Source organism: Rhizobium sp. AN73, from assembly GCF_030757975.1.
GTDB lineage: Bacteria > Pseudomonadota > Alphaproteobacteria > Rhizobiales > Rhizobiaceae > Agrobacterium > Agrobacterium arsenijevicii.
Genome location: NZ_JARWME010000003.1, coordinates 99,678 through 122,872, shown reverse-complemented (window position 1 = coordinate 122,872; position 23,195 = coordinate 99,678). Strand labels below are relative to the sequence as shown.

Genomic DNA, 23,195 nt, shown 5'->3' with positions numbered 1-23,195 from the left:
GGCCATCTGCTGCCCGACGCCGTGTTCGCGACAACGGCCCCTCGGCCACGAAAGCGTGGGCCACAGGGCCAAGAACATCGTGACCAAAGGCAACGTGTGCTTAGATCCCGATCAGGATGACGGCGGCGAGGTTCACGGATGCGCCAGCCACTACGGCAGCCCCCTCGGTGACGATCTTACGCGCACAATAAGTCCTGGTGCTATCGTCTCCAGCGGAGATTTCGTCCGCTGGAGAGTACGGTAAAGTGGATCAGTTGCATGCCGCGATGATGCGAGCCGGGCTTCCGCTGCCGCCTTCAATCGGCAACGCGCCGATTATCATCGTGCAATCGTCGACGTTTACTGCGGACAATGAATCCAGATTTGCGATGTTCTCAACGAACTTCCAACCACGTTGCAGGCCCCTTACATGGGAGTGGTAAGAGTTGTTCCACTGATCGCCCTCCCCGCGTTCCGTCTCTCCCGCGTCAATGCCGAGATTGTCTGTTGCGATTCCGTTGACACGAAATCCCTTCTGGTCTTCGATTTCAATCAAGCGGTCAAGAGCTGCCTTGCTGACGCCGGGGAAATTCCAGCCGTTGACATAGGGCGAGGTCGCCAGGTCCTGTCCGACAAAAAACTTGTCCCAACCACTGTTCACGACGAGCCAGGACCCATCCTGCAGTTTGTCCGCAACCGCATTAATGTCAGATACAGTGACGTTATTTTCAGAGCTTTCAGAGAAGTTCGTCTTGTTAATGTCCGGGCTGGGGACGCCGTTATTTTTGTCCAGCTCGTTCTGCACCCGCTTACTGATATCGATATATACGATCGGTCCTGTCAAATCCTTCAACGTAAGTTCACTTTGGAATTTGATCGGAACAGCGTCTTTTTCAAGAGTCTCTTTGGTGTTTACGTAGTGCGAGGGAGCGTCCACGTGTGTTCCGTGATGTTCGGCGATCCTGAGTATGCCTCGATAGAAGTGGCCACTATCCATGGGATTGGTACTGGGCTCGAACACTGCCTGGGGGAAAAAACTTGGAATCGGTTTGCTGTCTCCAAGAGGCTTGGTCAAGTCGGCTTCTGTCGGCTTTCCCTCCAACGGTTCAAAGGTTGGAATGGGGTGCGTAAGATCGAGGTAACGCGTCTCTGCGCCCGCATGCCCCGCAAGCATGGCTCCTGTTACCGATAGTCCCAACGCAAGAATGGTGCGTTTCAAATTCATAAGCAAACTCCGCTCTCATTTAAGATACTAATTAGTATTCCAATACCAATTAGTATCTTATGACGCACAGTTCAAGAAACTGCGGTTCACTCTTTCGAGAGCGCTTCGTGATCCCAGCGGCCTATGCGCCCGACGTGTTAGGTGACTAAGCGTCGGTGAGTCCATTCGGCTGAAATCCAGTCCAAATCCCCCAATTACGGTCCATCAATTGCGGATGCCTGGGACCTTTTCGCAATGCTATTAGCCGCCACCGCTTAAGACCTCCCGGCGAACAGTCGATCAGGGCGCGCCACGCGTTTCACCCAGCAGGCTAGATCCTACTGACGACAGGATTCGCTCCCACCAATGCGCTCGTGTCTGTCCACTCTGAGACCTACCCGAGAGCTTGTGTTTCCAGCGCTGCGCAGATAGCCATCAGATCAGCAACGATGCCTTGCATTTGATCGCGTGCGTCCTCGAAACTCTTCAGCGCCAGAAGCTCGTCGAAGTTATTGGAAATCTTTGATCCGACGGAATCTGTGCATCTCGTTGTGGTTGCTCGGTTCGAGGGAAATGGAATGACTTTGCTCATCAAAACTCCTCCCATTCCTGCGTTGCCGCAGCGGTCGCGGTTCTGCCGCGAAAGGCACCGGCGAGCTTGTTGTTAAGCGCGCGGGCCGGAGAGGCGGCCGGCCGGCTGGTTCGGTCCACCGCGCGCGGCTGGGAAGTAGCCCCCTCGAGCTTGAAGCCGGCAACGAGATTGCGCAGCTTGACCGCTTCCTGAGCCAGGCTCGAAGCCGCCGCGGTCGATTCTTCCACCATCGCCGCATTCTGCTGGGTGCTCTGGTCCATCGAATTGACCGCCGTGTTGATCTCGGCCAGTCCCGTCGACTGTTCCTTCGCCGAGACGGCGATCGCGTTCATGTGGCTGTTGACCTCGCCGATGAAGCCACCGATGACATTCAGTGCCTCTCCGGTGTCGCGCACCAGCTTGACACCGCTTTCGACCTCCGTCGATGAGTTCCGGATCAGTCCCTTGATTTCCTTTGCGGCCTGGGCCGACCGCTGAGCCAGTTCGCGCACTTCTTGAGCCACCACGGCAAAGCCCTTGCCTGCGTCGCCGGCGCGCGCAGCCTCGACGCCGGCATTCAGCGCCAAAAGGTTAGTCTGGAACGCGATCTCGTCGATGACGCCGATGATGTTGGAGATCTGCTGCGAACTCTCCTCGATCCGGCGCATCGCTTCTACCGCATGGGAGACGACTTCGGCCGATTTTGCAGCGCTCTGGTTGGCTTGCGTTGCGACTATGCGGGCTTCTTCGGTGAGCTTCGTCGAGGACCCGACATTGACGGTGATCTGATCGAGCGCGGCGGCGGTTTCCTCGAGCGAAGCGGCCTGCTGTTCGGTCCGCCCGGCGAGGTCCTGGGCGCCCGAGGCGATTTCGCGGGTGCCGTTGTCCATCGTGGTTATGCTCTCGGCAATCGCCGAAAGGGCGGTGCCAAGCTGGCGGACAGACAGGTTGAAATTATTGCGCAGGGGCTCGTAGTCCGGTGCGAAGGCTCCTGTCAATTGGAATGCGAGATCGCCGGATGCGAGGCGCTTCAGACCGGCGCCAAGATTTTCGGAGGCAAAGCGCAACTGCTCGGCTTCCATGTCTGTGCGGTTCTGAACGGCGGCCCGTTCCGCTTCCTGGTGTTCGCGCATGGCATGGGCTTCACCTTCAAGACGATCATTGGTGATGGAGGCCTGGCGGAACACTTCCACGGCCGCAGCCATTGCGCCAATCTCGTCCTGGCGACCGAGCAGGGGAATCGTCGAACCCGCATCGCCTTGCGCAAGCTTGCCCATCGCCTCAGTGATCCGCGTGATTGGATTGGCAATACCGGTGATGGAGTAGGCGATGGCCGCAGTGCCGGCGAGAAGTGCAACCGCGCACAGGATGTAGACCAGGTTCAGCGAATACTCCAAAAGCGCCTGGTTGCGCGCCCCGGATCTCGCCGCGCCTTCTTTGTTGATACCCGTGATGATATCGATCGAGTTCGCGATTTCGTTTGCGGTGGACCTCATCTTTCCGGAAATGAGCCCTTTCGCCTCATCGTACTTTCCCTCGGCTGAGGCTGCCACCATCCTAGCCCCTGCGGCATGATATTTCTCAATGCCGTCACGTATCTTTTTCAATTCGGCTTTTTCGCCGCCCTCGCTCACCAGAGCGGAATAGTCGTCGATCACCTTGGCAAAACGCGCCCTTTCGTCCGCAATCAAATTGTTCGCCACCGCCTTTTCGTCGGCATTGGTTGCCAGAACATGGCGCATGTAGGCGATCCGCATATCGGAAAGGGCGGTGTCCATTTCCTTCGATCGCTCGACGCTCGGCAGCCAGTTGGCGACGATTTCGGCGCTGTTGGTGTCGATTTCACGGATCGAGCTGATCGAGACCCAGGACAGGCTGGCAGCGAGGAGAAACATCCCGGCAACGATGCCGATCAACGAGAATTTTAAACTTGGTCGCTTCATTTCAAATTCTTTCACTACTACGCAGCGATGCTCTTTGGATCGCCCACTTGAGTAGCCCGGTTCATCCGCTAAAACATCTCGTTGGTGTGACAGGTCGATCGTTCGAGCGCGGCGGGCTTTGACGCACGCGATGAAACCGCCAGGATGGTTAACGGTTTCCTCTCGAATCCCGCCGCACACGTAAAGCGCGCTTTTTGAGGATAGAGATTGCCAGAAATGGACACTGCTGGGGATGAAAGCCTCGAATGTTTCACGGGATCACATGCTTACGAAAGTCACTGCGCAAGCGACTTCCGTTTAATGTGCCGAAACTCCCTCGGAGTTTTCAAATTCGGGTTCGCAGGTACCCCGGCGGCGATTACTAGCGGATCAGGTGGGCCAATTCTCTCGCCCTTCAATAGCGTGAACGTGTTTCAAGGGCCGAAAGGTCAAAAGCCGCCCGATATCGTCGATCTCTCCGATCATATCGATAGCCGGAAGGTGAGGGCGCAGGATTTCAGATGACGCGCGAGCCACGCCTAATATACAAGCCGCCCCCCTCCACCACGTCCGGCTTCGCCAGAGGACGGCACCCTCGTGAGAGGTATTATGTTCCAATTGGTACCATCCATGCTCATGCGATTGAAAACGATCGCAGTGCGGTCGTTGTTCATTGCAAAAGTTGAATTGAAATGAACATTTCTGCTTGGCATATGAATGATCCCATTGAGTTTTGCATCGTTGGTACCGTTGAACAACAGGTCTGATTGCGCGAGATTGGGAGCTTCGAAGAAAAGGATGTCTTTGTAGGGGCCGGTCTTGGGCGCCGACAGGTCGATGTTGACATTGCCGTTGAAGAATATCTTCGAGGTGTCTGCGAAATAGAGAGTAACGTCTTCCCCAACGAGCGTCGTTCCCGAATTAAAACTCCAGCCTCCGTCTTTAATGACGTAGAGTCCAGGCTTCAATTCGATCCTTGGTGATCCGTTGGCACTTGTCCAACCACAGTAAATGCCTGGAGAAAGCCTGTGTGTGTTCAGATTGTCCGGTAAATGCCCGCCTAATTGAGAATTGCACCCAAGCGCCCTGACCTCGGGCAAGCTTTCGGAAAGGCCGTCTGCTGCAACGCTACAATTTTTCTCCACGGCAGGGTTGAGCTGATTGTTATAGGAAACCTGTGCTCCCTTGACACAAATGCGTGCCACATCCAGCCCATTGCCGCCATCGGTGAAAGTTGCCGCCGGGTACGCAGCGGAGCGCACATGAATTTCGCAGTCGGTCTTGCGAATTCCCGCGCCCGAATTGACGTAAAATCCATTTACACTCTCCTCAAGCAACAAAATGCAGGCCGCATTGTTTCCCGACGGTTCATTGGATGTCGTTGCGGCGGCGGCTCGAACAGAAACCGGGATCTCCTTGATATCCAGTATGGAAAGCAAGGACGTTTTCAGTGAAGCCTCCGCCCGCCCGGAGATAACGCCGTCCTTGTCGCTCGTAAACTCAGCACGAGCCGCATATCCTGTCATCGAGACAAGTCCGGCATCAAAGAATTGCTTGGCCGTGACAATCTGCATATTTTTTGGTTCCCTGGCTGCGGCCAGAACAGCTGCATCGAGATTGCTTTGCAGGCTGCTCCGTACACTGAGAGCATGAGCAAAATCCATTGCTCCGCCGGCTGCGCCGAGTAAGACAACGGATACCAGCGCTGTCATGATCGCAATATTTCCCTCCTTGTTTCGGAGAAGATGCAAGGAGGTTCTGGCAAGCGGCCCTATAGGAAAACCTGACAATTTCACACCAAAAGTGCGGGCCTTATTTACTGTGAAGGAATGTAAGTCTCGCAACATGTCGCCTCTGCCGATCTATCCGTGGAACAGCAGGCATTCGTCGAGGATAATTAATTTTGCATAGACTGCTTTGAAGGGTTCACACTCTGCTTTCACTATTGCGCACATCTCGGATATAGGCTGCGCTCATCGCACAACTCTTGCCACCCATCCCATAAATGCAACTTCCTCGTTGCGGGATGAAGGATAGCTGTCGCACGGCGTACAACTAGTGTGAGTTTGGCCGGCTCTGTTGCAAAAATCCCGTTGGTGTCCGAAAGAGCGCCGAAGATTCAGCGAGACTATTGATGAGCGATTTCAAGTGGCGTCATTTTCAGGCTGCCGCCGGGTTGAAGGGTGGATTCGCAGTTTGAAGACGGCCGTGTTCAACAAGGTCGATGTGTAATCGGCGGACTTCGACAAAGGTTTCGAGGTCATGCGCGCTTTGCGCAAAGGACAGGCTGCGATTTTCAACCTAACGGGCGACATCCGTGGAGAAGTACACATTGTTGAACGTGCTTTCGGCATCGGACCAAGCGCGCTGACGAAAGCGGTAGCACTGCTCACTCAGAGTCTCGAAAACCGCGAGGCTGCCAGGAAATCGACGTACCAACCAACGGCCATTATGCCAAAATGGAAATTTGCAACAGAGCCTGACGACTGAGGTGGCGGCGAGTTGGAAGGGCATGCTGGCGTTGTTCTCATCGATCATGCTGGCCAGGCAGCCATTGAAGGCGAACGATGAGGCGCAGAGGCCGGGGACAACGCCAGCACCTGCGAGAATTTCCCGATAGACTGTGGAGCGTCCCAGTTCAAGTTGTCGGTCTGCTTCGGCAGACGGACGTTCTGACGCGTCCCTCCGCCGTTCGCAAAGCCGATCGGGCTTGCGCTATGAAAGCCGTCGATTGGAGGGCCGCTTATGCGACGCGACCTCTCTAATTGCGATGCCTTCCCCCAGGCAAAGTAGCAACCGTCATCCAACCGCCTTCTGGAGATAAGAGTGGTCAAAAACGCCGGCAGCCGATGTCCGATTTCCTTCATCGAGCAGACCGGCGCGGATCATCAGGTCGATGGTGGTCTCGAGCGCTTTGGCGGGGATGGCGAGGCCTTGCGGCCACATACCCATGTCACGCATGTAACGGAACCCACGCCGAGCCAGACCTGGATCGTCAGGGACGGTGATGCGCTGGAAGATCGGCAGCGTGATCTCCTCCTTCGAGGGATCGTTGGCGATCACATAAGCTTCGCCGAGCGCTTCCAGGAGCTTGCCGACGGTTTCACTATTTTCTTCAAGCCATCTCTTATTGGCGATGAGCGCGGCAAAAAGGATTTCCGGAATGACGTCGTTGATCTCGCCGATCAGGTTGTAACCCGCCTGTTCAGCCACGAAATTCCATGGCGCCGGCTGCGGTGCGCAATCGATCTCGCCAGACTGCAACGCTTCCCAGCGCTTTGTGTGGATGCCCGAGAGCACGAAGTCGTAGTCGCCGGGATATTTGAGCCCCTCGCGGGAAAGTAGCAACTGGGTGTAGATCGCCGTACCCTCGGTGAGCGACGAGGTACCGATTTTCTTACCTTTCAGTTCGGCGATCGATCTGATCGAAGCGCCTGCCACGATCGACATGGGAAGGCGGTTGGAGTTCGATGCCACCACACGCAGCTCGCCGCCCTTGACGTAATTTGCCACTGCACCTTCAGGTGGTGTGATCGCGAGATCTGCCTCGCCTTCCACGACCGCGGTTGTCGCCTTATCGACGCTGCCCAAGCGCAGATATTCAATTTTCAACCCGCGCTTCGCGAACAGCCCCTGCTCTTCGGCGACGAAGACCGGTAGCCAGTTGAACCCCTGCGCGCCGCCCGCCAATTTAATTGTGATCGTCATGAATATTCCTCCAATGTATCGGCAATGAACTAGCGGTTCTGTGCCTTGAGCCGTTTATCGAGTAACGGATATACGCGTCGTACGTTACCCTCGAAGATGGCGTGCCTGTCTTGCGTACTCAGGTTCAGCGCGTCGATGTATCGCTTGGTATCGTCGAAGCTGTGACCGGTTTCCGGATCGATGGCCTTCACGGCGCCGAGCAGTTCGGAGCCGAACAGAATGTTCTTCTTGTCGACCACCCTGAACAGCGTATCGATGCCGGCTTGGTGATAGACGCAGGTGTCAAAGAACAGGTTGTTCATCAGATGCTGGCCAAGCGGGGGCTTCTCAAGCATGATCGAAAGACCACGGTAACGCCCCCAATGATACGGCGCCGCACCACCGCCATGCGGGATGATCAGCCGCAGCGTCGGATGGCGTTCGAACAGATCGCCCTGGATCAGCTGCATAAAGACAGCGGTATCTGCATTGATGTAGTGAGCTCCGGTCGTATGCAGGCAGCGCTCGCAGGAGCCTGACACATGGATCATCGCCGGGACATCCAACGCGGCCATGGCCTCCCACATCGGGTCCCACCATTCATCATGGATCGGCGGTGCACTCCATCGCCCGCCTGAGGGGTCAGGATTGAGGTTGCAGCCGACGAAGCCTTGATCAATGCGACGCTCCAGCTCTGCTATCACCGGCTTAAGGTCGCCATCGACGGTTTGCGGCAGCTGGCAAACACCGGCGAAATTCTGCGGGAACATGTCAACGATCCGTTTGACACAATCGTTGGATATCGTTGCCCATTCGGTCGCGATTTCCACGTCGCCAATGTGATGCCCCATTCCGGAAGCGCGCGGACTGATGATAGTCAGGTCAGACCCACGTTCCTTCTGGAGCCGCAGCTGATTGCACTCGACAATCCCGGACAACTCCTCGTCGGAGATGCCGGGGTAGACGGGTCTTTCGTGCGTCTTGCCGTCGGCATACGCAACTTGCGCCTTGCGGAAGTCATGGTGTTCCTGCGGCTCGGTCGTAAAATGCCCGTGACAGTCTATAACAAGGGTCATCACGCGTCCCATCTTGCTGGAAGCACGTTCACGCCGCGGAAACGCCAGCCTTTGGCCTTCAGCTCCTTGTCCGGATCGAGACGCAGGTTCGGGAACTGCCTGAAGGCCTCTTCAAGTGCGATCTCACCCATCGCGCGCGAGAGGAAGTGCCCCGAGCAGAAATGCGGTCGGAAGCCGAACGAGACGTGCTGTTTCTTTTTGCGGAACATGTCGAATTGATCCGCATGTTCGAAACGTGCCTCGTCGCGGTTTGCCGAGCCCATGACGATAGCCACCGAGGAGCCGGCAGGGATCGTTGTGCCGGTAATCTCGAAATCGGTGGCGGCGACGCGCGGCGTCACGCCAATCGGCGCAATCCAGCGCAACCCCTCGTCGAAGGCCCTGAGCGCATGTGCCGTCGGGTCTTGCGCCATCACCTTCGCCTGATCGGCGTTCGAAAGCAGACCGGCGCAGGCATTCGCCGCCGCATGTCCGGGTTCCTGCAGCCCTCCCAGAATGATGACGCGCATCGTTGGCGAGATCTCTTCCAGGCTGCGCACCTTGCCTTCGGGCATGCCGCCATACATCACGTGGCTCATCAGCGTGTGGTTGGGCTTGGCAAGTGCCGCGTCATAGAGCGCGCCAAGCTGGTTGCTGATGTCCTCGAGCGCCGCATCAAGCCGATCCCACACCGCCTGGTCGTTGGATCCATTCTGCAGGCCGAGCGCCATCGCGTGGAACCACTCGACGAGGTTCTCGTTCGAGGTTTCCGTCAGCCCGATCACGTCGCCGATGCAACGTACGGAAATCGGCTCGAAAAGTTCCGTCGTCAGGTTTGCCTCGCCCTTGTCCTTGATCTGGTCGATGAAGCGCTGCACCACGGGCCGCGTCAGACGGTCGACATAGGAGCGAACGCGCTCCGCCGTCAGATCGATTTCAATGCCTTGACGCAGACATGCGTGCTCTTCGCCCGACATCGTCAAGACGTTCGGCATGCCCATGACGCGAGCCTCCGGGCGATCGGCAGCGCCCGACGGGCCGAAAATCTTGTCATTTGCGCCGACCGTACGGCAATCGTCGTAGCGGGTGACGAAATACTCATTGGTTCCCTCAAAAAGGGCGACCGGTGCCTCCTTACGCAGCCGCGCATAGACGGGATAGGGGTCCGTATACAGATTGTCGCTCGTCAACTCTGACGCATTGCTAGACATGTCTTCCTCCCATTCAGAACATCAAGACGGCAGCGCTGATTCAGCTCTGTTCTCTCGCCTCGGTTATTTCTCTGTTCATGCCGAACCGGAAACGTCAGGGTCGACAAAGCCTGATCTCGAATACCATGGCGTTTTCAGATACTATAAGTATCTTGAAGTGGATCGACTGTCAATAAGCAGTGGGGGTTCCCGGCGATGTGCAGCGGTCCATTTGAAGGCCACAGCTCCAGTTCATTTGGTACCCGGGCCGTAAAATGGCGCGATGCCTTGCTATTTCGAATACCTATTGGTATTGGAACACTGATAGTATCCAATGTGACAGGGAGGAAATCATGACGCAGACGATGCGTGCCGCGCGCTTGCACGCGGTTGGCGAGCCTATGAAAATAGAACAAGTCGCAAGACCGCTGGTCTCCGGCAGCGATGTCGTGGTTGAAGTCAAAGCCTGCGGAATGGTACCCAATCTCGGCAACGTGCTTGCGAATTGGGAGACGTGGTATCCCCAGATGCCTCTGCCGCCGCGGCCTGCGATCCACGGCCTTGACCCTTCGGGGATCGTTCACCAGGTCGGAGAACAGGTCGTGGGCCTCAAGCCCGGTGACCGGGTTTACGTCAATCCCGGCCGTTTCTGTGGGGCCTGCCACGCGTGTTCGTCGGGTCATCCGCAGGCCTGCCAGCATTGGACGCTCGGCGGTTACTTCGGCTACAACACGAAGAGCCTGGAGATGTTCAAACGTTATCCGTACGGCGGATTCTGCGAATACATGGTGGCGCCGCAGGCACAGGTCGTCAAAATCCCCGACAACATGTCTTTTGTCCAGGGATCGCGCATGGGCTATCTCGGCACGTCTTATGCCGCCTTGAAGAAATGTGGCCCGTTGATGGGACGCTCGTTGATCATCAACGGCGCGACCGGAACTCTCGGTGTCGGAGCTACGCTCTTTGCACTCGCAATGGGGGTCGGCAAGATTTACGCAGTCGCGCGTGGCGACGAGTTGCTCGCCCGCCTGAAGGCGCTTGCACCACACAGGATCGAAACCTTCTCGAACCGCGCCGGCTCCACGGCTGAATTCGTCAAAGCCAAAACCGACGGCATCGGCGCGGATCTGATGCTCGACACGCTTGGCGCCAAGGCTCCGCTGGAGTCCATGATCGATGCGATGAAGGGCGTTCGACGGGGTGGTCAGAATCATCAATATCGGTGGCACGGCGGGCGATCTGCCTGTCGATGTCAAATGGTGGATGGACGAACAGATGGAACTGATCGGCTCGGTCTGGTTCACTGCGGCCGAAGGCATGGAAATCGCCGCCATGGTCAAAGGCAATGTCATAGACCTTTCGATTATGGAGCCGATGGTGTGGCCGCTGGAAGACATCAATGAAGCGATTTCCGGCGTCACAAAGGGCGACGGCGGCTTCACCTACTACGCCGTGACGCTTTAATCGACAAGCGAAGCGGACATAGGAACGGCTGTGAATAAACACGGGCCTGCCTCACCATTGAGGGAGGGCAGGCCCATCCGGCTCTGCCCTTCACGGTCGCCGACTTCAAAACCTACGCCCATCGGTATGCGGTCGCGTTACAAAGTGTTTTAAAGAATGAAAAGGTCTTTTTCTTCCGGCTTCGGAACGAAGCAGGTCGTCGTTCTGCCTGCAAACCGGTAGCGGTTGCGCGCTACAAATTTATAGAGCCCATCCGCCCACTTTCTCGGAATGAGACGAAGAACACGGCACATCGTCCAGGGAAATCCGAGGCCGGCCACAAATCGAATAGTGCCCTCCGCGCGATGGTAAGCCCAACCATCCTGAAGAAACAGGTTGGTTTTGAAGTTGCGGTCGTCAAGTCCATAGTGCCTAAAAAGCGCCGAGCCGATCTGCGACTGCGCGGTTATGAAACGATACTTGCCACTCTTATCGTGTTTCAGCGCAAACTTGACCCAGCCAGAACAGAAGACGCACTCGCCGTCAAAGACGAAGATAGGCCCCTCATCCGAAAAGGACGGGATCGCCCGATCCCGCCTGTAGCTGTATTGCTCAGTGCCCGGCACGGGTTGGCTTTCCATCTTGACGACATAGCCCTCGGAATCCGGCATAAACCGTTGAAGCGCACGCGGGATCATTGAGAGGCACCTGATCAATACTCGGTCCGTTCGGACGTTGGGGTGTTTTTCAGTGCGGTTATGAATGCATGGAACCCAGCTCTCAGCGGATTAAAGAGTGGATTATGTTTTTCCTTTAGCATGACCTCGCCGAGCAGCTTAGTGCCGAGCGCCACGGCAGCAGCCGCTTCGGGCGCAAGGCCTGAACTGCCGCGCATGCGGTCCACAATAGCGATGATGTCGTCATGATTGTTATGTTCAAAGGTCACATAGGCGGCCTTGTCGGGAGCATGACCATCGCGTCCTCGAACCAGCTTGACTGATACTTCGTAGGTGTAGCTCGAAAAAGCCATTGATCTTACCCCATGGGTTTGTTGCCGTTACGAATGGTGATCGTGTTTGTTGCACCGCAACCGGTCGGCGTAGCGCCGACCGGTCAGTGAGTTGATCCGGCATAGATCAGTTGTTTGGTGCGACGTTTCTCTGGGCCGTCCAAGACGCGATATAGTCCATCAGTCCCGGTGACAGGCAGTCGTATGGGGGAAGTCCCAAATCATTGAGACGTTGACGGACCCCATCCATCATATCTGGGTCGACGCCGGCTTCGATGATTGAAGAGACGAAGGCTGCAAAACCGGGCTCTTGCCATCCGCTCTCCTGGAACCGTTCGGGATGGATGAAATCAAGGCCCTGAAAGGGGTGATCCCGCTCTACCGGCCCATACATGTGCACGCCGCATTCTGTGCAGGCGTGCCTCTGGATCAGCGCCGACGGATCGACCACCGCCAGCTTGTCGCCGTTTTCGAGTACGCTGACCTTGTCGTGCGGCGCGACCGCGACCATTGAAAAGACCGCGCCTTCCGGCTTCCAGCATCTCGTGCAGCCACAGGCGTGGTTGTGCGCGATGGCACCTTCGATCCTGACCTTGACCGGGCGATCGGTGCAGGCGCAGACAAGCACGCCGCCCGAAAACTCCCCGGTGCTCCTGGATATGCCTTTGTCGAGCAGGGGATGTATCGAGATTGAATTTGTCATGACTTCCTCCTTGTGCCGGCCAGTACACGGATCCGGGCGCCGGCCCGCACCGTCTCACGTTTACAGCTGTCTCTTTTTCAGTAGACGACGACCGACCGGATCGATTTGCCTTCATGCATGAGGTCGAAGGCAGTATTGATTTCCTCCAGTGGCATGGTGTGGGTGATGAGATCGTCAATGTTGATCTTACCCTCCATGTACCAGTCGACGATTTTCGGAACGTCGGTCCGTCCACGCGCGCCGCCAAAGGCGCTGCCCTTCCATACCCGCCCGGTCACCAGTTGGAATGGTCTTGTCGATACTTCCTTGCCGGCTTCCGCGACGCCGATGACAATCGATTCACCCCAGCCGCGATGGCAGCATTCCAGCGCTTGGCGCATGACGGTGGTGTTGCCGGTGGCATCGAAGGAGAAATCGACGCCGCCGCCGGTCAGATCCTGGATCGCCTGCACAACCTTGTCGGAGCCGACATCCTGCGGATTGATGAAGTCGGTCATACCGAACTTGCGGGCCATTTCAACCTTGGCCGGATTGAGGTCCACGCCGATGATCCGGTCGGCGCCGACCATTCGGGCGCCTTGGATAACATTGAGACCAATGCCGCCAAGGCCGAAGACGGCAACAGTCGCGCCCGGCCACACCTTTGCGGTGTAGATCACCGCGCCTATGCCCGTGGTCACCCCGCAGCCGATATAGCAGATCTTGTCGAAAGGTGCGTCTTCGCGAATCTTAGCGACAGCAATCTCCGGCAACACCGTGAAATTCGAGAAAGTCGAGCAGCCCATGTAGTGGAAGATTTGTCCAGAATCGCAGGAGAAGCGACTTGTCTGGTCCGGCATCAGCCCCAGCCCCTGCGTCCCACGGATTGATGTGCAGAGATTGGATCGGCGTGAAAGGCAGGTTTTGCATTCCCGGCATTCCGGCGTGTAGAGCGGAATGACGTGGTCACCAACCCTGAGTGAGGTTACACCCGGGCCGATCTCCCTCACAATGCCGGCGCCCTCATGGCCGAGGATTGCCGGAAACTTGCCTTCGGAATCGAGCCCCGAAAGCGTGTAGGCATCGGTATGGCAGACGCCTGTCGCCATGATCTCGATGAGGACCTCACCGGTCCGGGGGCCGCCGATGTCGATCGTTTCGATGGTCAGAGGTTTGTTGGCCGCCCAAGCGACCGCAGCGCGCGATTTCATGTGGAATCCCTTGTCGCGATGCGGGCATATCCCGCATTCGTAGCAATTAAGAAAGACCGTCGGTGTCCGGCGGCCCATACCAGGTGTGAGAGATGACGAGAGGTAGATACCTCCCGATGACGCGCTTGGCTTCCATGCCCGAAATTGTCGCCTGACGGCGAGGGTCCGGTTCGTACCTGCTAACGCCCCTAATCGTGGCGATTGCAACCGGCTGCAGCCCGACCATGGTCTTCCTCCTTCCTTTACGTGCTAACGGGTTGGGCTCTCCTCTTGACGTTCGTATCAGTCTGTAGATACTATTTGGTATCTGAAATTGCAAGGCGCATCTTTGAATTGGTGAGACGCCGGCTTGCGGAGGAAGAAATGCCGGCGCGGCCCCGTTTGAGGAGGGCGCGTGCCCGTTTTGAAATCGGGAGGTGAGAATGTTTACTGTAGCCGCCGGCCAACGGGTGCAAAGGAATGAGTTGAACGATATCGTTCTGGCAGGCGGTGCGCTCGGCCTTAATTGGCTGCCGGTCCATCTTGCCCTTTGCGCAGGAATATTCGAGGCAAGCGGATTGCGCGTGTCTCTCAAGAGGACAGGTAGCGCCGAGAAAGCGACAGCCGCGGTCAAAGCGGGGGAGGCCGATCTTGCGATCACCCCACCGGAGGGCGCCATCGCCGATAACGTTGCCGGCGGCGCGGTGTGCATCCTGGCTGGAAACATCAACCGCCTGCCGCTATCGCTGATTGCCAACCCTCGCTTTACTCGGATTGAGGAGTTGAAAGGGAAAGTGCTCGGTACATCCTCCATGACCGAGGGAACGGCAATCTACACGCGCGAAATGCTCTCGCGACACGGCCTCGACTATCCAGTGGATTACCAACTCTCCGTTGTCGATAGGCATCCGGCGCGGTGGAAAGCGCTTCAGGAAGGAAGCCTTGACGCGGCAGTGCTGCCGCTCAACTTTGTCGGTGTGGATGCGGGATATATCAATCTCGGGGAGTTCAGCGATTATATTCCAGACATTGTGTACACCGCGATTGTCGGCCATCGCAGATGGGCGACCACACACTGTGAGCAGATAACAACGCTGCTGGCCGGGCTGCGCGAAGCGACGGAATTTCTCTACGATTCCTCAAGTAACGCGCTGGTGCGATCGATTGTGATGGAGGTTACCCAGACCAACAAACACTGCAGCCAACGCGCGCTCGACTATTTGCGGGATAAGGGCGCCTTTGCCCGGTTCCTGGAAATTCCGGCAGCAGCGCGTGCAACCACGCTGGATTTCATGATCAAGGCAGGTCTCTTGGATGCCAGCAAGCGCGGCTTAGCAGCCACGACATTTCATGAGAGTTTCACTGAAGCAAAGATCGCAGCATAGGCGGAGAAGAACGATGGAACTTGCATTTGAGCCTATGGCTATCCTACGGGTCCTGTGTGGCCTCTGGTTTATCCCGCATTGCATCGGGAAAATCAGGCATGTCGGTCCGGCTTCCGCGACATTTGCCAAAGCCGGATTTCATCCCGCCCGCCTGTTCGTTATCGTGACGATCATTGTGGAGTTGATTGCCGGAGCGGGGATGGTGTTCAATATCTTTCCCCGGCTTGCCGCCGGCATGGCGGTTGCAGTCCTACTGGGGGCCAGCTATGCCGTACTCAGAATCAACGGATTGAACTGGCGATGGCAGAAACAGGGGCCGGAATTCATGGCGTTCTGGTCAGCAGCCTGTATCCTCTCTGTGCTTGGTTGACCCCATTTCGTTTTCGAGATACGCGTGGTATCTGAGTGCAGGGGCAATCAAGGAGTGTAGAGTTGGCGCGACTGACACGCGAACAGAGCCAGGCGCGGACGAAAGCAAAGCTGCTTGCGTCCGCGCGCGAAGTTGTTGCACGCGACGGATACGAAGGGGCAACCGTTGAACGCATCGCCGAGGAGGCAGGCTTCAGCAAAGGTGCTTTTTATTCCAACTTCAACGGGAAGGAAGATATCTTCCTTTATCTGCTTGAGACTCACTCCGGCGAGGATGTAGTCGAACTGCAACGTCTTCTCGGGGACATAAACGACGGACAGCTCTTCATTGATACTCTCAGCAACTGGGCGCAGGAGCGTTCAGCGGACCCTAGCTGGGGCATGCTGGCGCTGGAACTGTTTCGCCGCGCCAGACGCGATGCGACTTTTGGCGAGCGACACTCGAATCTGTTTCGTGCCCAGTGGGAAGGACTTGGAAAAATTCTCTTGCGTCTCTTCCCGGAGGGTAAGGCGCCCGCGGAACCGGCGACGCTTGGAGGCATCGTATTCGAGTTGACTTATGGCGCGGCATCCAGCTTCACAGAAGGGCCGACCGTCGGCGAACTGGTCAATGTCGCGTTGAGCTCGATGTACAAGGCATATGGCTTGGGGCATGAAACAGCCAACTGATGCGCGCAGTTGGGTGCCGAGCGCTTTAAGACCGCTACCAGCTTCGATCAAATTTCTCGGGCTTCAAATTATGCCGCAAATTTTGGGTGGACAAGGCAAGCATTCATCTTGAGAACCCGTCATTTTTGCGCGACCGGAAAATATCCGCAGAAAAGTGGATGTCGATGATTTTGAACAAAGATCAATACCCACCTGATGTTAAAAGCAGCTGGGAGGATTTTGAATTGGCGGCGCATCAAGCCTCGTAAATCCCGGATGGTGTCCAACTTTGAATGCTAATTCTGTCTGCGCTTTCGGCCGTTGGTATAGTCGATTTGTACCTTGCGGAAGAGCTCACGCTTCCGACTAGCAGGATAGGGCCCGGAATAGCCGAGGATAATTTTTACCCAGGGCATGTCCCTGGTAAATCTGTCCGTCAGCGCGCCTCCCAAAACAGAGCTTCGACGGGCTGGCGCGCGCTGTGAGCGGCCAGCCCGTCTGTTACGCTATTATGCCTTCACGGTCGGGCGAAGCGCATGAGCTCCATCGCCGCTAAGAGCGACCACAACGAGGCCCACGATCCAGAACGCTGGAAACTCCCACCCACCATTCGGGTTGGTGAAGAAAAAGCCAGCGGCTGCGTGGACGCTGACGATTGCTCCAAGCAGTACAGGTATGAGCGCTATGGCGGCGATGCGGGCGAAGAAACCCACGATTAGCGCGAGGCCTCCCGCGAGCTCAATCGCTATGGTCAGATAGGCAAGCGCTGGGGGGAGCCCAAGACTTCCAAAATATTGGGCCGTTCCCGCTGGCGTGAACACAAAGATCTTGAGACCCGCGTGTGCCAGAAACAAAAGGCCGAGCGCCAGGCGCAGGATAAGGATGGCATAGGGGGCAGTGCGCACGTCAATCAACATAATCTCCTATTTGTTTGTTGGCCCCGGCCGGTCGCCGAAGCACTGAGGGGGCGTGGTGCTGTCGTCCGTCCCAGGGCCGGAAACTTATCACGTCGAAGCGCCAGCCCTGGGTTCAGGACTTCTCGATCCGTGCGTTGAAGTGGCGTCTCAAGTCGGCACGACAATTCCTTTTCACTGTCTAAAGTAACGGTTGACATACCAGAAAGACTTCAGATACTTTACGGTATCTTTAGGAATGGGAGCTGTCAACCGCGTTTTGAGGAGCAGAACGCGACGAGGAGAGACAGTTGGTACAAGCCATTCCAAACGAGGGAGGAGAGGCCATGGCTGTGGTTGCGCCGGCTGGCGAGGAGGGCCGCCCAGTGCTTTCGATCGAAAACGTCGATGTCCGCTTCGGTGGCATTCAGGCGCTAATAGGCGTTTCGCTCAACGTGCATAAAGGCGAGATTTGTGGGCTGATCGGCCCCAATGGCGCTGGCAAGACGACTCTATTCAACTGCATTACGCGGCTAAGCACTGTGGCCGCCGGTACCATCCGCCTTCATGGGCAATCGATAGAAACCCTGCCACCCCGTCAAATCGTCCGCATGGGAATTGCGCGGACATTCCAAAACCTCGGCATCTATGCCGGTATGACCGTGCTTGAGAACATCATGCTCGGCGCCCATCACCTCAGTGGAGGACGCTTTGTCGATGCCTTGATACGCCCTGGACGTTCGCGGCGGCTGGAAAAGGAGGTCGAGCATCGTTGCAGGGATATTCTGACCGATCTCAGCCTGCAGGACGTTGCCGACGTGGCGGCCGGGTCTTTACCCTACGCAACACAGAAGCGGATGGAGATCGCCCGGGCCCTGGCGTCCAGACCGACGCTCCTTCTCCTTGATGAACCCGCCGGTGGGCTTACGCACGGGGAGGTGACGGAGTTCGGAGCCTTGGTCTCGCGAGTGCGGCAGGCCTATGGCGTGACGGTCATCCTGATCGAACATCACATGGGTCTGGTCATGAGCCTGTGCGACCGGGTTGAGGTGTTTCATCTCGGACGGAATCTGGCGAGTGGAAGGCCCGACGAGGTGAGGGCTAATCCGGCTGTTATCAACGCGTATCTCGGGAGGTCCAAATGAATATCCTCACGGTCCGTGACCTGTCCGCCGGATATGGTGCCACCGATGTTCTTCACACGGTGAATTTTACTGTTGAGCAAGGAACCATCGTGGCCCTGCTGGGCGCCAATGGAGCGGGCAAGACGACGATCCTTCGTGCTCTGTCAGGGCTTCTTCCGTCGCGAGGCGTTGTGGAATTCGGCGGGATGGATTTGTACCAATGCAGCCCGGCCCGACGGGTGGAATTGGGTTTGGCACATATACCGCAGGGCCGTGGCACGTTCGGTGACTTTTCCGTCGAGGAAAATCTGGCCGCAGGCGCCTTTACGGTCCGCGACAAGAAGCAGATCGCCGATGACATCGAACGTTGGTACTCGGCATTTCCGCGGCTCGCCGAACGTCGGCGGCAACAGGCCGGAAGTCTCAGCGGTGGTGAACAGCAAATGCTGGCACTCGCTCGGGCGCTGATGTCTCGCCCGAAGCTCCTGATGTGCGATGAGCCATCGCTGGGACTGGCGCCGGCGATCACCGAGCAGATCTTTGAGATATTCAAATCGCTCAATCACGAGCATGGCATGACGTTTCTCATCGTCGAGCAGAACGCCGACCTCACGCTTCAATTCGCACATACCGCGTACGTGGTGGAGTCTGGTGATATCACCGTCAGCGGCTCGGCAAGCGAACTGTTGAGCAACGAGGCGGTCCAGCAATCCTACTTGGGAGTCTGACATGGTTCTCTTTTTCCAACTCCTCATCGACGGCCTTGCTTCCGGCGCGATCTATGCGTCCCTCGCTCTTGCACTCGTTCTGATCTTCCGGGCGACGCGTATCGTCAATTTCGGCCAGGGCGAGATGGCCACTTTGTCTGCGTATTGTGCCTGGCAGCTCTGCGAATGGGGCGTGCCGATTGCGCTGTCCTTCCTCATCGTCGGGGCCGCGTCGTTCCTGCTGGGGGTTCTCGTTTTCCGTGCTGTCATCAAGCCGGTTTCGAAGGCATCGACCGAAACCGTCGTCGTCGTTACGCTCGGATTGTTCGTGTTTTTTCAGGCGCTGTGTCTGTGGCTTTGGGGAGCCGACCAGCGAGCCTTCCCGGCAATGTTCCCGAGCGGTGGCTGGGACATCCTGGGTGTCCGCATAACAGCAAGTGCCTTTGGCGTCCTGCTCGTTCTCCTGTGCCTTGCCGCAGCGATGGGCACCATTTTCCGGTTTACCCGTCTCGGGCTTGCCATGCGGGCATCTGCCTATAGCAGAGAGAAAAGCCTGCTTGTCGGCATCAGGGTCGAGCGAATGCTGATGCTCGGATGGGGCTTTGCGACCACGATCGGGTTTATCGCCGCCGCCCTCGTTGGCCCACGCCTTTTCCTCAGCCCGACGATGATGATGCCGATCCTGCTCTACGCTCTGGCCTCGGCAACATTGGGCGGTTGGGATAGCCCGCTCGGAGCGCTGGTTGGCGGCTTGATCGTCGGTGTTGCCGAAAGCCTCGGCGCGACCTTCCTTCCCTTCATCGGCGCGGATCTGCGCGTCGTCATTCCGATCGCCGTGACGCTGATAATTCTGCTCGTCCGGCCCGTCGGCCTCTTCGGCTCCAGCACGGTGGTAAAAGTATGAACGGCATTCGATTGTTCCACTCCGCTCCCGCTATGCTGGTCGCTGGCGCCGCCCTCTGTCTCCCGCTTCTGGCGCCGGACTTCATGCTGTTCGAGTTCAGCATCGCCGTTTCCTATGGTATCGCGATCCTCGGTCTGAACTTGCTTCTCGGGTTCAGCGGCCAGATCTGTCTCGCTCAGGGTGCGCTCTTCGGGATCGGCGCCTATACGACTGCCATTCTGAATGTGAACTTCGGCATGGATCCGATCATGACTTTGCCATTCGCGGCGATTGTCACCAGTCTCATCGGCGTTCTGATCGGTCTACCTGCATTGCGCCTACAGGGACTTCAGCTTGCGATCGTCACGTTCGGCGTTGCGAGCGCCTTTCCGCAACTATTGCTGAAGATGGATTCGATCACTGGCGGCGTTACGGGGCTGGCCATCGATCAGCCGATGGCTCCGCGCTGGTTTCCAGGCAGTCAGGAATTGTGGCTGTACGGTCTTTCGCTGATCTGCGCTGCTGCCTCAGTCTTCATGCTGAGCCGCTTGCTGCGCGGTGACACCGGCCGGCTCTTGCGGGCGTTGCGCGACAATCCGCTGATCGCTGAATCTCTGGGCGTCAACCTGACCAAGGGCCGACTGGCGGCTTTCGCCGCGAGTTCGGCGTTGGCAGGTCTCGGCGGCGGCCTCTTCTGCATCCTCAACGGGTTCATCAGTCCCCAATCGTTCCTGCCGATGAAGTCGATCGACATCCTGATCGGCGGCATCGTCGGTGGCGTCACCAGCATGGCTGGAGCGTTCATTGGCGCCGTTTTCATCGTCTTCGTGCCGGGTTGGACTACGGATATCAACCCCGCACTCGGTGGGCTGATCTATGGCCTCTGCCTGATCGTCATGATGATGGTCGCACGGCAAGGCATAGCCGGGATTCCGATTGGCCAGGGTCTGCAGGCTTTGAAGCACATCTTCAGCAAAAAGGGTTTGTCACGCGTTCCGGGCGTCGTGCCTGGGCAATTGGGAGGAGAATGACATGCAATTACTGACCTTATCGGGGACGTCGCTTGCACTGCGGGCGTTCGCACTGGTGGCGTTTGTCACTGGGCCCTTGCACGCACAAGAGCCTTCGCCGGGGATCACGGATAACACCGTGAAGATCGGCATATCGGGGCCGCTAACCGGTCCAGTGGCCGCACTCGGCGCCATCGCCGATGGTGTGAGAACGAGGGTAGACCCCATCAATGCCGCCGGCGGCATCAAGATGGCCGATGGCAAAACGCGCAAGATCGAGCTGGTCGTGGAGGACGATGGGCTCGATCCGCAACGCACGCTAACCAATGTCCGCAAGCTCGCCGAGCGGGAAGAGGTATTTGCTATCGTTGCGACGGCAGGCACACCGAACAATCAGGCAATCGGACGCTATATCACGCAGCGTGGCATTCCTAACCTCTTCATGTATTCCGGCGTTCATGAACTCGTTGGTCCTGAGTGGGAGATCGGCTTTGTGCCGTCGTTCACGACGGAGGCTGCGACGTTTGCAAAGTATCTACTCGACAACAAGCCCCAGGCGAAGATCGCGCTTCTCTATCTCAATACCGAAACAGGGCAGACGTTTCAGGCGGCATTGGAGCGCGCGCTTAGTGGGTCAGGCGCCGAGATCGTCGCAGCTCAGCCTGTAACATCGGCTGATCCCACGGTCGAAACGCAGCTCTCGACACTGAAAGCCTCAGGCGCGGATACGCTTGTCGTGATCGCCGGTCCCAAACAAGGTGCGGAGGCCGTGCGTTTCGCGACGGAAAGTGGCTGGAAGCCGACGACGCTCGTCTCCAATATCGCCGCATCCATCGCCTCCCTGAAGCCGGCGGGCCTTGAAAATGCGAAGGGTGTCATCACCAGCCAATTTCTGAAGCAGGTCAATCCATCGGCACCTGGAGACGATGCGGGCGTAAAGCGCTACCTGGCCGATCACGCGTCCGCTCAGTCGAAATTCTCGCCGGAAGACGCACTCGGCCAATCCGGCTATGCGATCGGCGACGCGTTGGGAAAGGTGCTTGAAACGATGAAAGCGCCGACCCGCGAGGCAATGATGGAAGTAGCCCGCAATCTCGATCACGTCGAGCTGGATTTGCTGTTGCCGGGTATCTCGTTGACGACCAAGGGCGGTGAGGATGTCTATCCGATTGAATCGCTTCAGCTGTTCCAGTTCGACGGTGCCGCCTATCAGCCGCTCGGCGATGTCATTTCGTTCGAAGGCAAGACGCCCAAGCACTGATCGAAAAAGAACCTATGACTGTTAAAAGAGGGCAAGCGGTGCCCTCTTTTTTCGTGTCGGTGGGTGTCGCGACCGTTTCAGGTGTTGTTTTAACACCTCGATAAGAATTCGCCATTGACATTCCAGCAAGAATTCGGATACTTACGGTATCTTAAAGTGAAATCGAAGGAAGCTTCCTGACCGGCGGCGGCAGTTTTGACACTGCTCCACGATGGAAGTTACGGGAGGAAGACATGGCGAAGGTCGTGAGAAACGTGACGCGGACAGAGGATTCCATCGTTCGTGGTCTTGGCGAGTTGGGTGTTGCAACGGTTCATGAGGCGCAAGGGAGAAAGGGGCTGCTCGCCGCCTCTCTGCGCCCGATCTACCGGCCGGTGAAAATCTCCGGTAACGCCCTGACCTGCGAAGTAGCGCCGGGTGACAACTGGATGATCCATGTGGCGCTCGAGCAAGCGCACCCAGGGGACATCCTCATCGTTTCGCCGACGTCGCCTTGCGACGATGGTTACTTCGGCGATCTGCTTGCAACGTCTGCAATAGCTCGCGGCATTCGCGGGCTGGTGATCGACGCTGGCGTTCGCGACATCGCCACGCTGACAGCAATGGGTTTCCCCGTCTGGTCAAAGGCGGTTTCTGCGCAGGGGACAGTTAAGGAGACCTTGGCAAACGTACAAGTTCCGATTGTTTGCGCCGGATGTCTCGTTCGGCCTGGCGATGTGATCATCGCGGACGACGACGGTATCTGCGTAGTGCCAGCGGAGAACGCCGCGGCTGTTCTTGAGAAGGGCCGAAGCCGGGAGCGGATGGAGGAGGAGAAGCGCCAGCGTTATGCGGCCGGAGAGCTCAGCCTCGACGTCAACGACATGCGCGGCAAACTCTTGCAGGAAGGACTTGTCTATGTCGATTGATAACAGCACTAGAGTGCCACGTCGCGTGGTCACAGGTGTCCGTGATGGCAGGTCCGTTTTCGTTAGCGACGGTGA

At 57.4% G+C, this 23,195-nt stretch carries 22 protein-coding genes and 2 pseudogenes; 11 read left to right on the top strand and 13 right to left on the bottom strand.

Features of this window, described 5'->3' with window-relative positions; all coding sequences use genetic code 11:
- Positions 1-250 precede the first annotated feature (250 nt).
- The 4 genes from RBH10_RS24645 to RBH10_RS24630 form a co-directional block, all read right to left on the bottom strand.
- On the bottom strand, positions 251-1,204 hold the full coding sequence (locus tag RBH10_RS24645) for a cyclase family protein (protein ID WP_281039499.1): 954 nt from the start codon (positions 1,202-1,204) through the stop codon (positions 251-253).
- A 373-nt stretch (positions 1,205-1,577) separates the two neighbouring features.
- On the bottom strand, positions 1,578-1,775 hold the full coding sequence (locus RBH10_RS24640) for a hypothetical protein (RefSeq protein WP_281039498.1): 198 nt from the start codon (positions 1,773-1,775) through the stop codon (positions 1,578-1,580).
- Positions 1,775-3,697: a methyl-accepting chemotaxis protein gene (locus tag RBH10_RS24635; RefSeq protein WP_281039587.1), complete on the bottom strand. Its 1,923-nt coding sequence runs from the start codon at positions 3,695-3,697 to the stop codon at positions 1,775-1,777. Before RBH10_RS24635 ends, RBH10_RS24640 begins: the two co-directional genes overlap by 1 nt.
- A 518-nt stretch (positions 3,698-4,215) precedes the next feature.
- On the bottom strand, positions 4,216-5,523 hold the full coding sequence (locus tag RBH10_RS24630; RefSeq protein WP_281039497.1) for a TadE/TadG family type IV pilus assembly protein: 1,308 nt from the start codon (positions 5,521-5,523) through the stop codon (positions 4,216-4,218).
- 400 nt (positions 5,524-5,923) lie between these two features.
- On the opposite strand from RBH10_RS24630, the pseudogene RBH10_RS24625 reads away from it, so the two are divergent.
- A pseudogene (locus RBH10_RS24625) lies at positions 5,924-6,094 on the top strand (IS6 family transposase); the annotation flags it as partial.
- 381 nt (positions 6,095-6,475) lie between these two features.
- Here RBH10_RS24625 and RBH10_RS24620 read toward each other — a convergent pair.
- The 3 genes from RBH10_RS24620 to RBH10_RS24610 are packed head-to-tail and all read right to left on the bottom strand — an operon-like array spanning position 6,476 to position 9,629.
- Positions 6,476-7,384 carry an ABC transporter substrate-binding protein gene (locus RBH10_RS24620; RefSeq protein ID WP_281039496.1) on the bottom strand — a complete coding sequence of 303 codons (909 nt, stop codon included), beginning with the start codon at positions 7,382-7,384 and terminating at the stop codon, positions 6,476-6,478.
- A 29-nt stretch (positions 7,385-7,413) separates the two neighbouring features.
- A complete protein-coding gene (locus RBH10_RS24615) occupies positions 7,414-8,439 on the bottom strand; it encodes an amidohydrolase family protein (RefSeq protein WP_281039495.1) in 1,026 nt (341 codons plus the stop codon).
- Entirely contained in the window at positions 8,439-9,629 is a 1,191-nt protein-coding gene (locus RBH10_RS24610) for a cytochrome P450 (RefSeq protein ID WP_281039494.1), read from the bottom strand. Before RBH10_RS24610 ends, RBH10_RS24615 begins: the two co-directional genes overlap by 1 nt.
- A gap of 332 nt (positions 9,630-9,961) precedes the next feature.
- Between RBH10_RS24610 and RBH10_RS24605 the strand changes: the two are divergent.
- Positions 9,962-11,072, top strand: a pseudogene (locus RBH10_RS24605) (alcohol dehydrogenase catalytic domain-containing protein).
- 149 nt (positions 11,073-11,221) lie between these two features.
- Here the strand turns inward: RBH10_RS24605 and RBH10_RS24600 are convergent.
- From RBH10_RS24600 to RBH10_RS24580, 5 genes are all read right to left on the bottom strand, one after another.
- Positions 11,222-11,692: a thiol-disulfide oxidoreductase DCC family protein gene (locus RBH10_RS24600; protein WP_281039586.1), complete on the bottom strand. Its 471-nt coding sequence runs from the start codon at positions 11,690-11,692 to the stop codon at positions 11,222-11,224.
- A gap of 71 nt (positions 11,693-11,763) precedes the next feature.
- A complete protein-coding gene (locus tag RBH10_RS24595; protein ID WP_281039492.1) occupies positions 11,764-12,081 on the bottom strand; it encodes a DUF3861 family protein in 318 nt (105 codons plus the stop codon).
- Between the two features lie 106 nt (positions 12,082-12,187).
- Positions 12,188-12,763 (bottom strand): S-(hydroxymethyl)glutathione synthase, encoded by a 576-nt coding sequence (gene gfa / locus RBH10_RS24590; RefSeq protein ID WP_281039491.1) that lies wholly within the window; start codon positions 12,761-12,763, stop codon positions 12,188-12,190.
- A 77-nt stretch (positions 12,764-12,840) separates the two neighbouring features.
- A complete protein-coding gene (locus RBH10_RS24585) occupies positions 12,841-13,953 on the bottom strand; it encodes an S-(hydroxymethyl)glutathione dehydrogenase/class III alcohol dehydrogenase (RefSeq protein ID WP_281039490.1) in 1,113 nt (370 codons plus the stop codon).
- Between the two features lie 46 nt (positions 13,954-13,999).
- Positions 14,000-14,179: a hypothetical protein gene (locus RBH10_RS24580; RefSeq protein WP_306181009.1), complete on the bottom strand. Its 180-nt coding sequence runs from the start codon at positions 14,177-14,179 to the stop codon at positions 14,000-14,002.
- A 196-nt stretch (positions 14,180-14,375) separates the two neighbouring features.
- Between RBH10_RS24580 and RBH10_RS24575 the strand changes: the two genes are divergently transcribed.
- The 3 genes from RBH10_RS24575 to RBH10_RS24565 all read left to right on the top strand — a co-directional run bounded on the left by RBH10_RS24575 (position 14,376) and on the right by RBH10_RS24565 (position 16,355).
- A complete protein-coding gene (locus RBH10_RS24575) occupies positions 14,376-15,317 on the top strand; it encodes an ABC transporter substrate-binding protein (RefSeq protein ID WP_281039489.1) in 942 nt (313 codons plus the stop codon).
- A 13-nt stretch (positions 15,318-15,330) separates the two neighbouring features.
- Entirely contained in the window at positions 15,331-15,687 is a 357-nt protein-coding gene (locus tag RBH10_RS24570) for a DoxX family protein (protein WP_281039488.1), read from the top strand.
- Between the two features lie 62 nt (positions 15,688-15,749).
- On the top strand, positions 15,750-16,355 hold the full coding sequence (locus tag RBH10_RS24565; protein ID WP_281039487.1) for a TetR/AcrR family transcriptional regulator: 606 nt from the start codon (positions 15,750-15,752) through the stop codon (positions 16,353-16,355).
- A 488-nt stretch (positions 16,356-16,843) separates the two neighbouring features.
- On the opposite strand, the gene RBH10_RS24560 is transcribed toward RBH10_RS24565, so the two are convergent.
- On the bottom strand, positions 16,844-17,248 hold the full coding sequence (locus RBH10_RS24560; protein WP_281039486.1) for a DoxX family protein: 405 nt from the start codon (positions 17,246-17,248) through the stop codon (positions 16,844-16,846).
- 326 nt (positions 17,249-17,574) lie between these two features.
- On the opposite strand from RBH10_RS24560, the gene RBH10_RS24555 reads away from it, so the two are divergent.
- The 6 genes from RBH10_RS24555 (at position 17,575) to RBH10_RS24530 (ending at position 23,120) form a co-directional block, all read left to right on the top strand.
- Positions 17,575-18,372, top strand: a complete 798-nt coding sequence (locus RBH10_RS24555; RefSeq protein WP_281039485.1) for an ABC transporter ATP-binding protein — start codon at positions 17,575-17,577, stop codon at positions 18,370-18,372.
- Complete coding sequence (locus RBH10_RS24550; RefSeq protein WP_281039484.1) at positions 18,369-19,079, top strand: ABC transporter ATP-binding protein; 711 nt, start codon at positions 18,369-18,371, stop codon at positions 19,077-19,079. The genes RBH10_RS24555 and RBH10_RS24550 overlap by 4 nt, the downstream gene beginning before the upstream one ends.
- Before the next feature lies 1 nt (position 19,080).
- Entirely contained in the window at positions 19,081-19,962 is an 882-nt protein-coding gene (locus tag RBH10_RS24545) for a branched-chain amino acid ABC transporter permease (RefSeq protein ID WP_281039483.1), read from the top strand.
- Positions 19,959-20,972, top strand: a complete 1,014-nt coding sequence (locus tag RBH10_RS24540; protein ID WP_306181007.1) for a branched-chain amino acid ABC transporter permease — start codon at positions 19,959-19,961, stop codon at positions 20,970-20,972. Before RBH10_RS24545 ends, RBH10_RS24540 begins: the two co-directional genes overlap by 4 nt.
- A 118-nt stretch (positions 20,973-21,090) precedes the next feature.
- On the top strand, positions 21,091-22,212 hold the full coding sequence (locus RBH10_RS24535; RefSeq protein WP_281039481.1) for an ABC transporter substrate-binding protein: 1,122 nt from the start codon (positions 21,091-21,093) through the stop codon (positions 22,210-22,212).
- A gap of 233 nt (positions 22,213-22,445) precedes the next feature.
- Entirely contained in the window at positions 22,446-23,120 is a 675-nt protein-coding gene (locus RBH10_RS24530; protein ID WP_281039480.1) for a 4-carboxy-4-hydroxy-2-oxoadipate aldolase/oxaloacetate decarboxylase, read from the top strand.
- Positions 23,121-23,195: the final 75 nt, after the last annotated feature.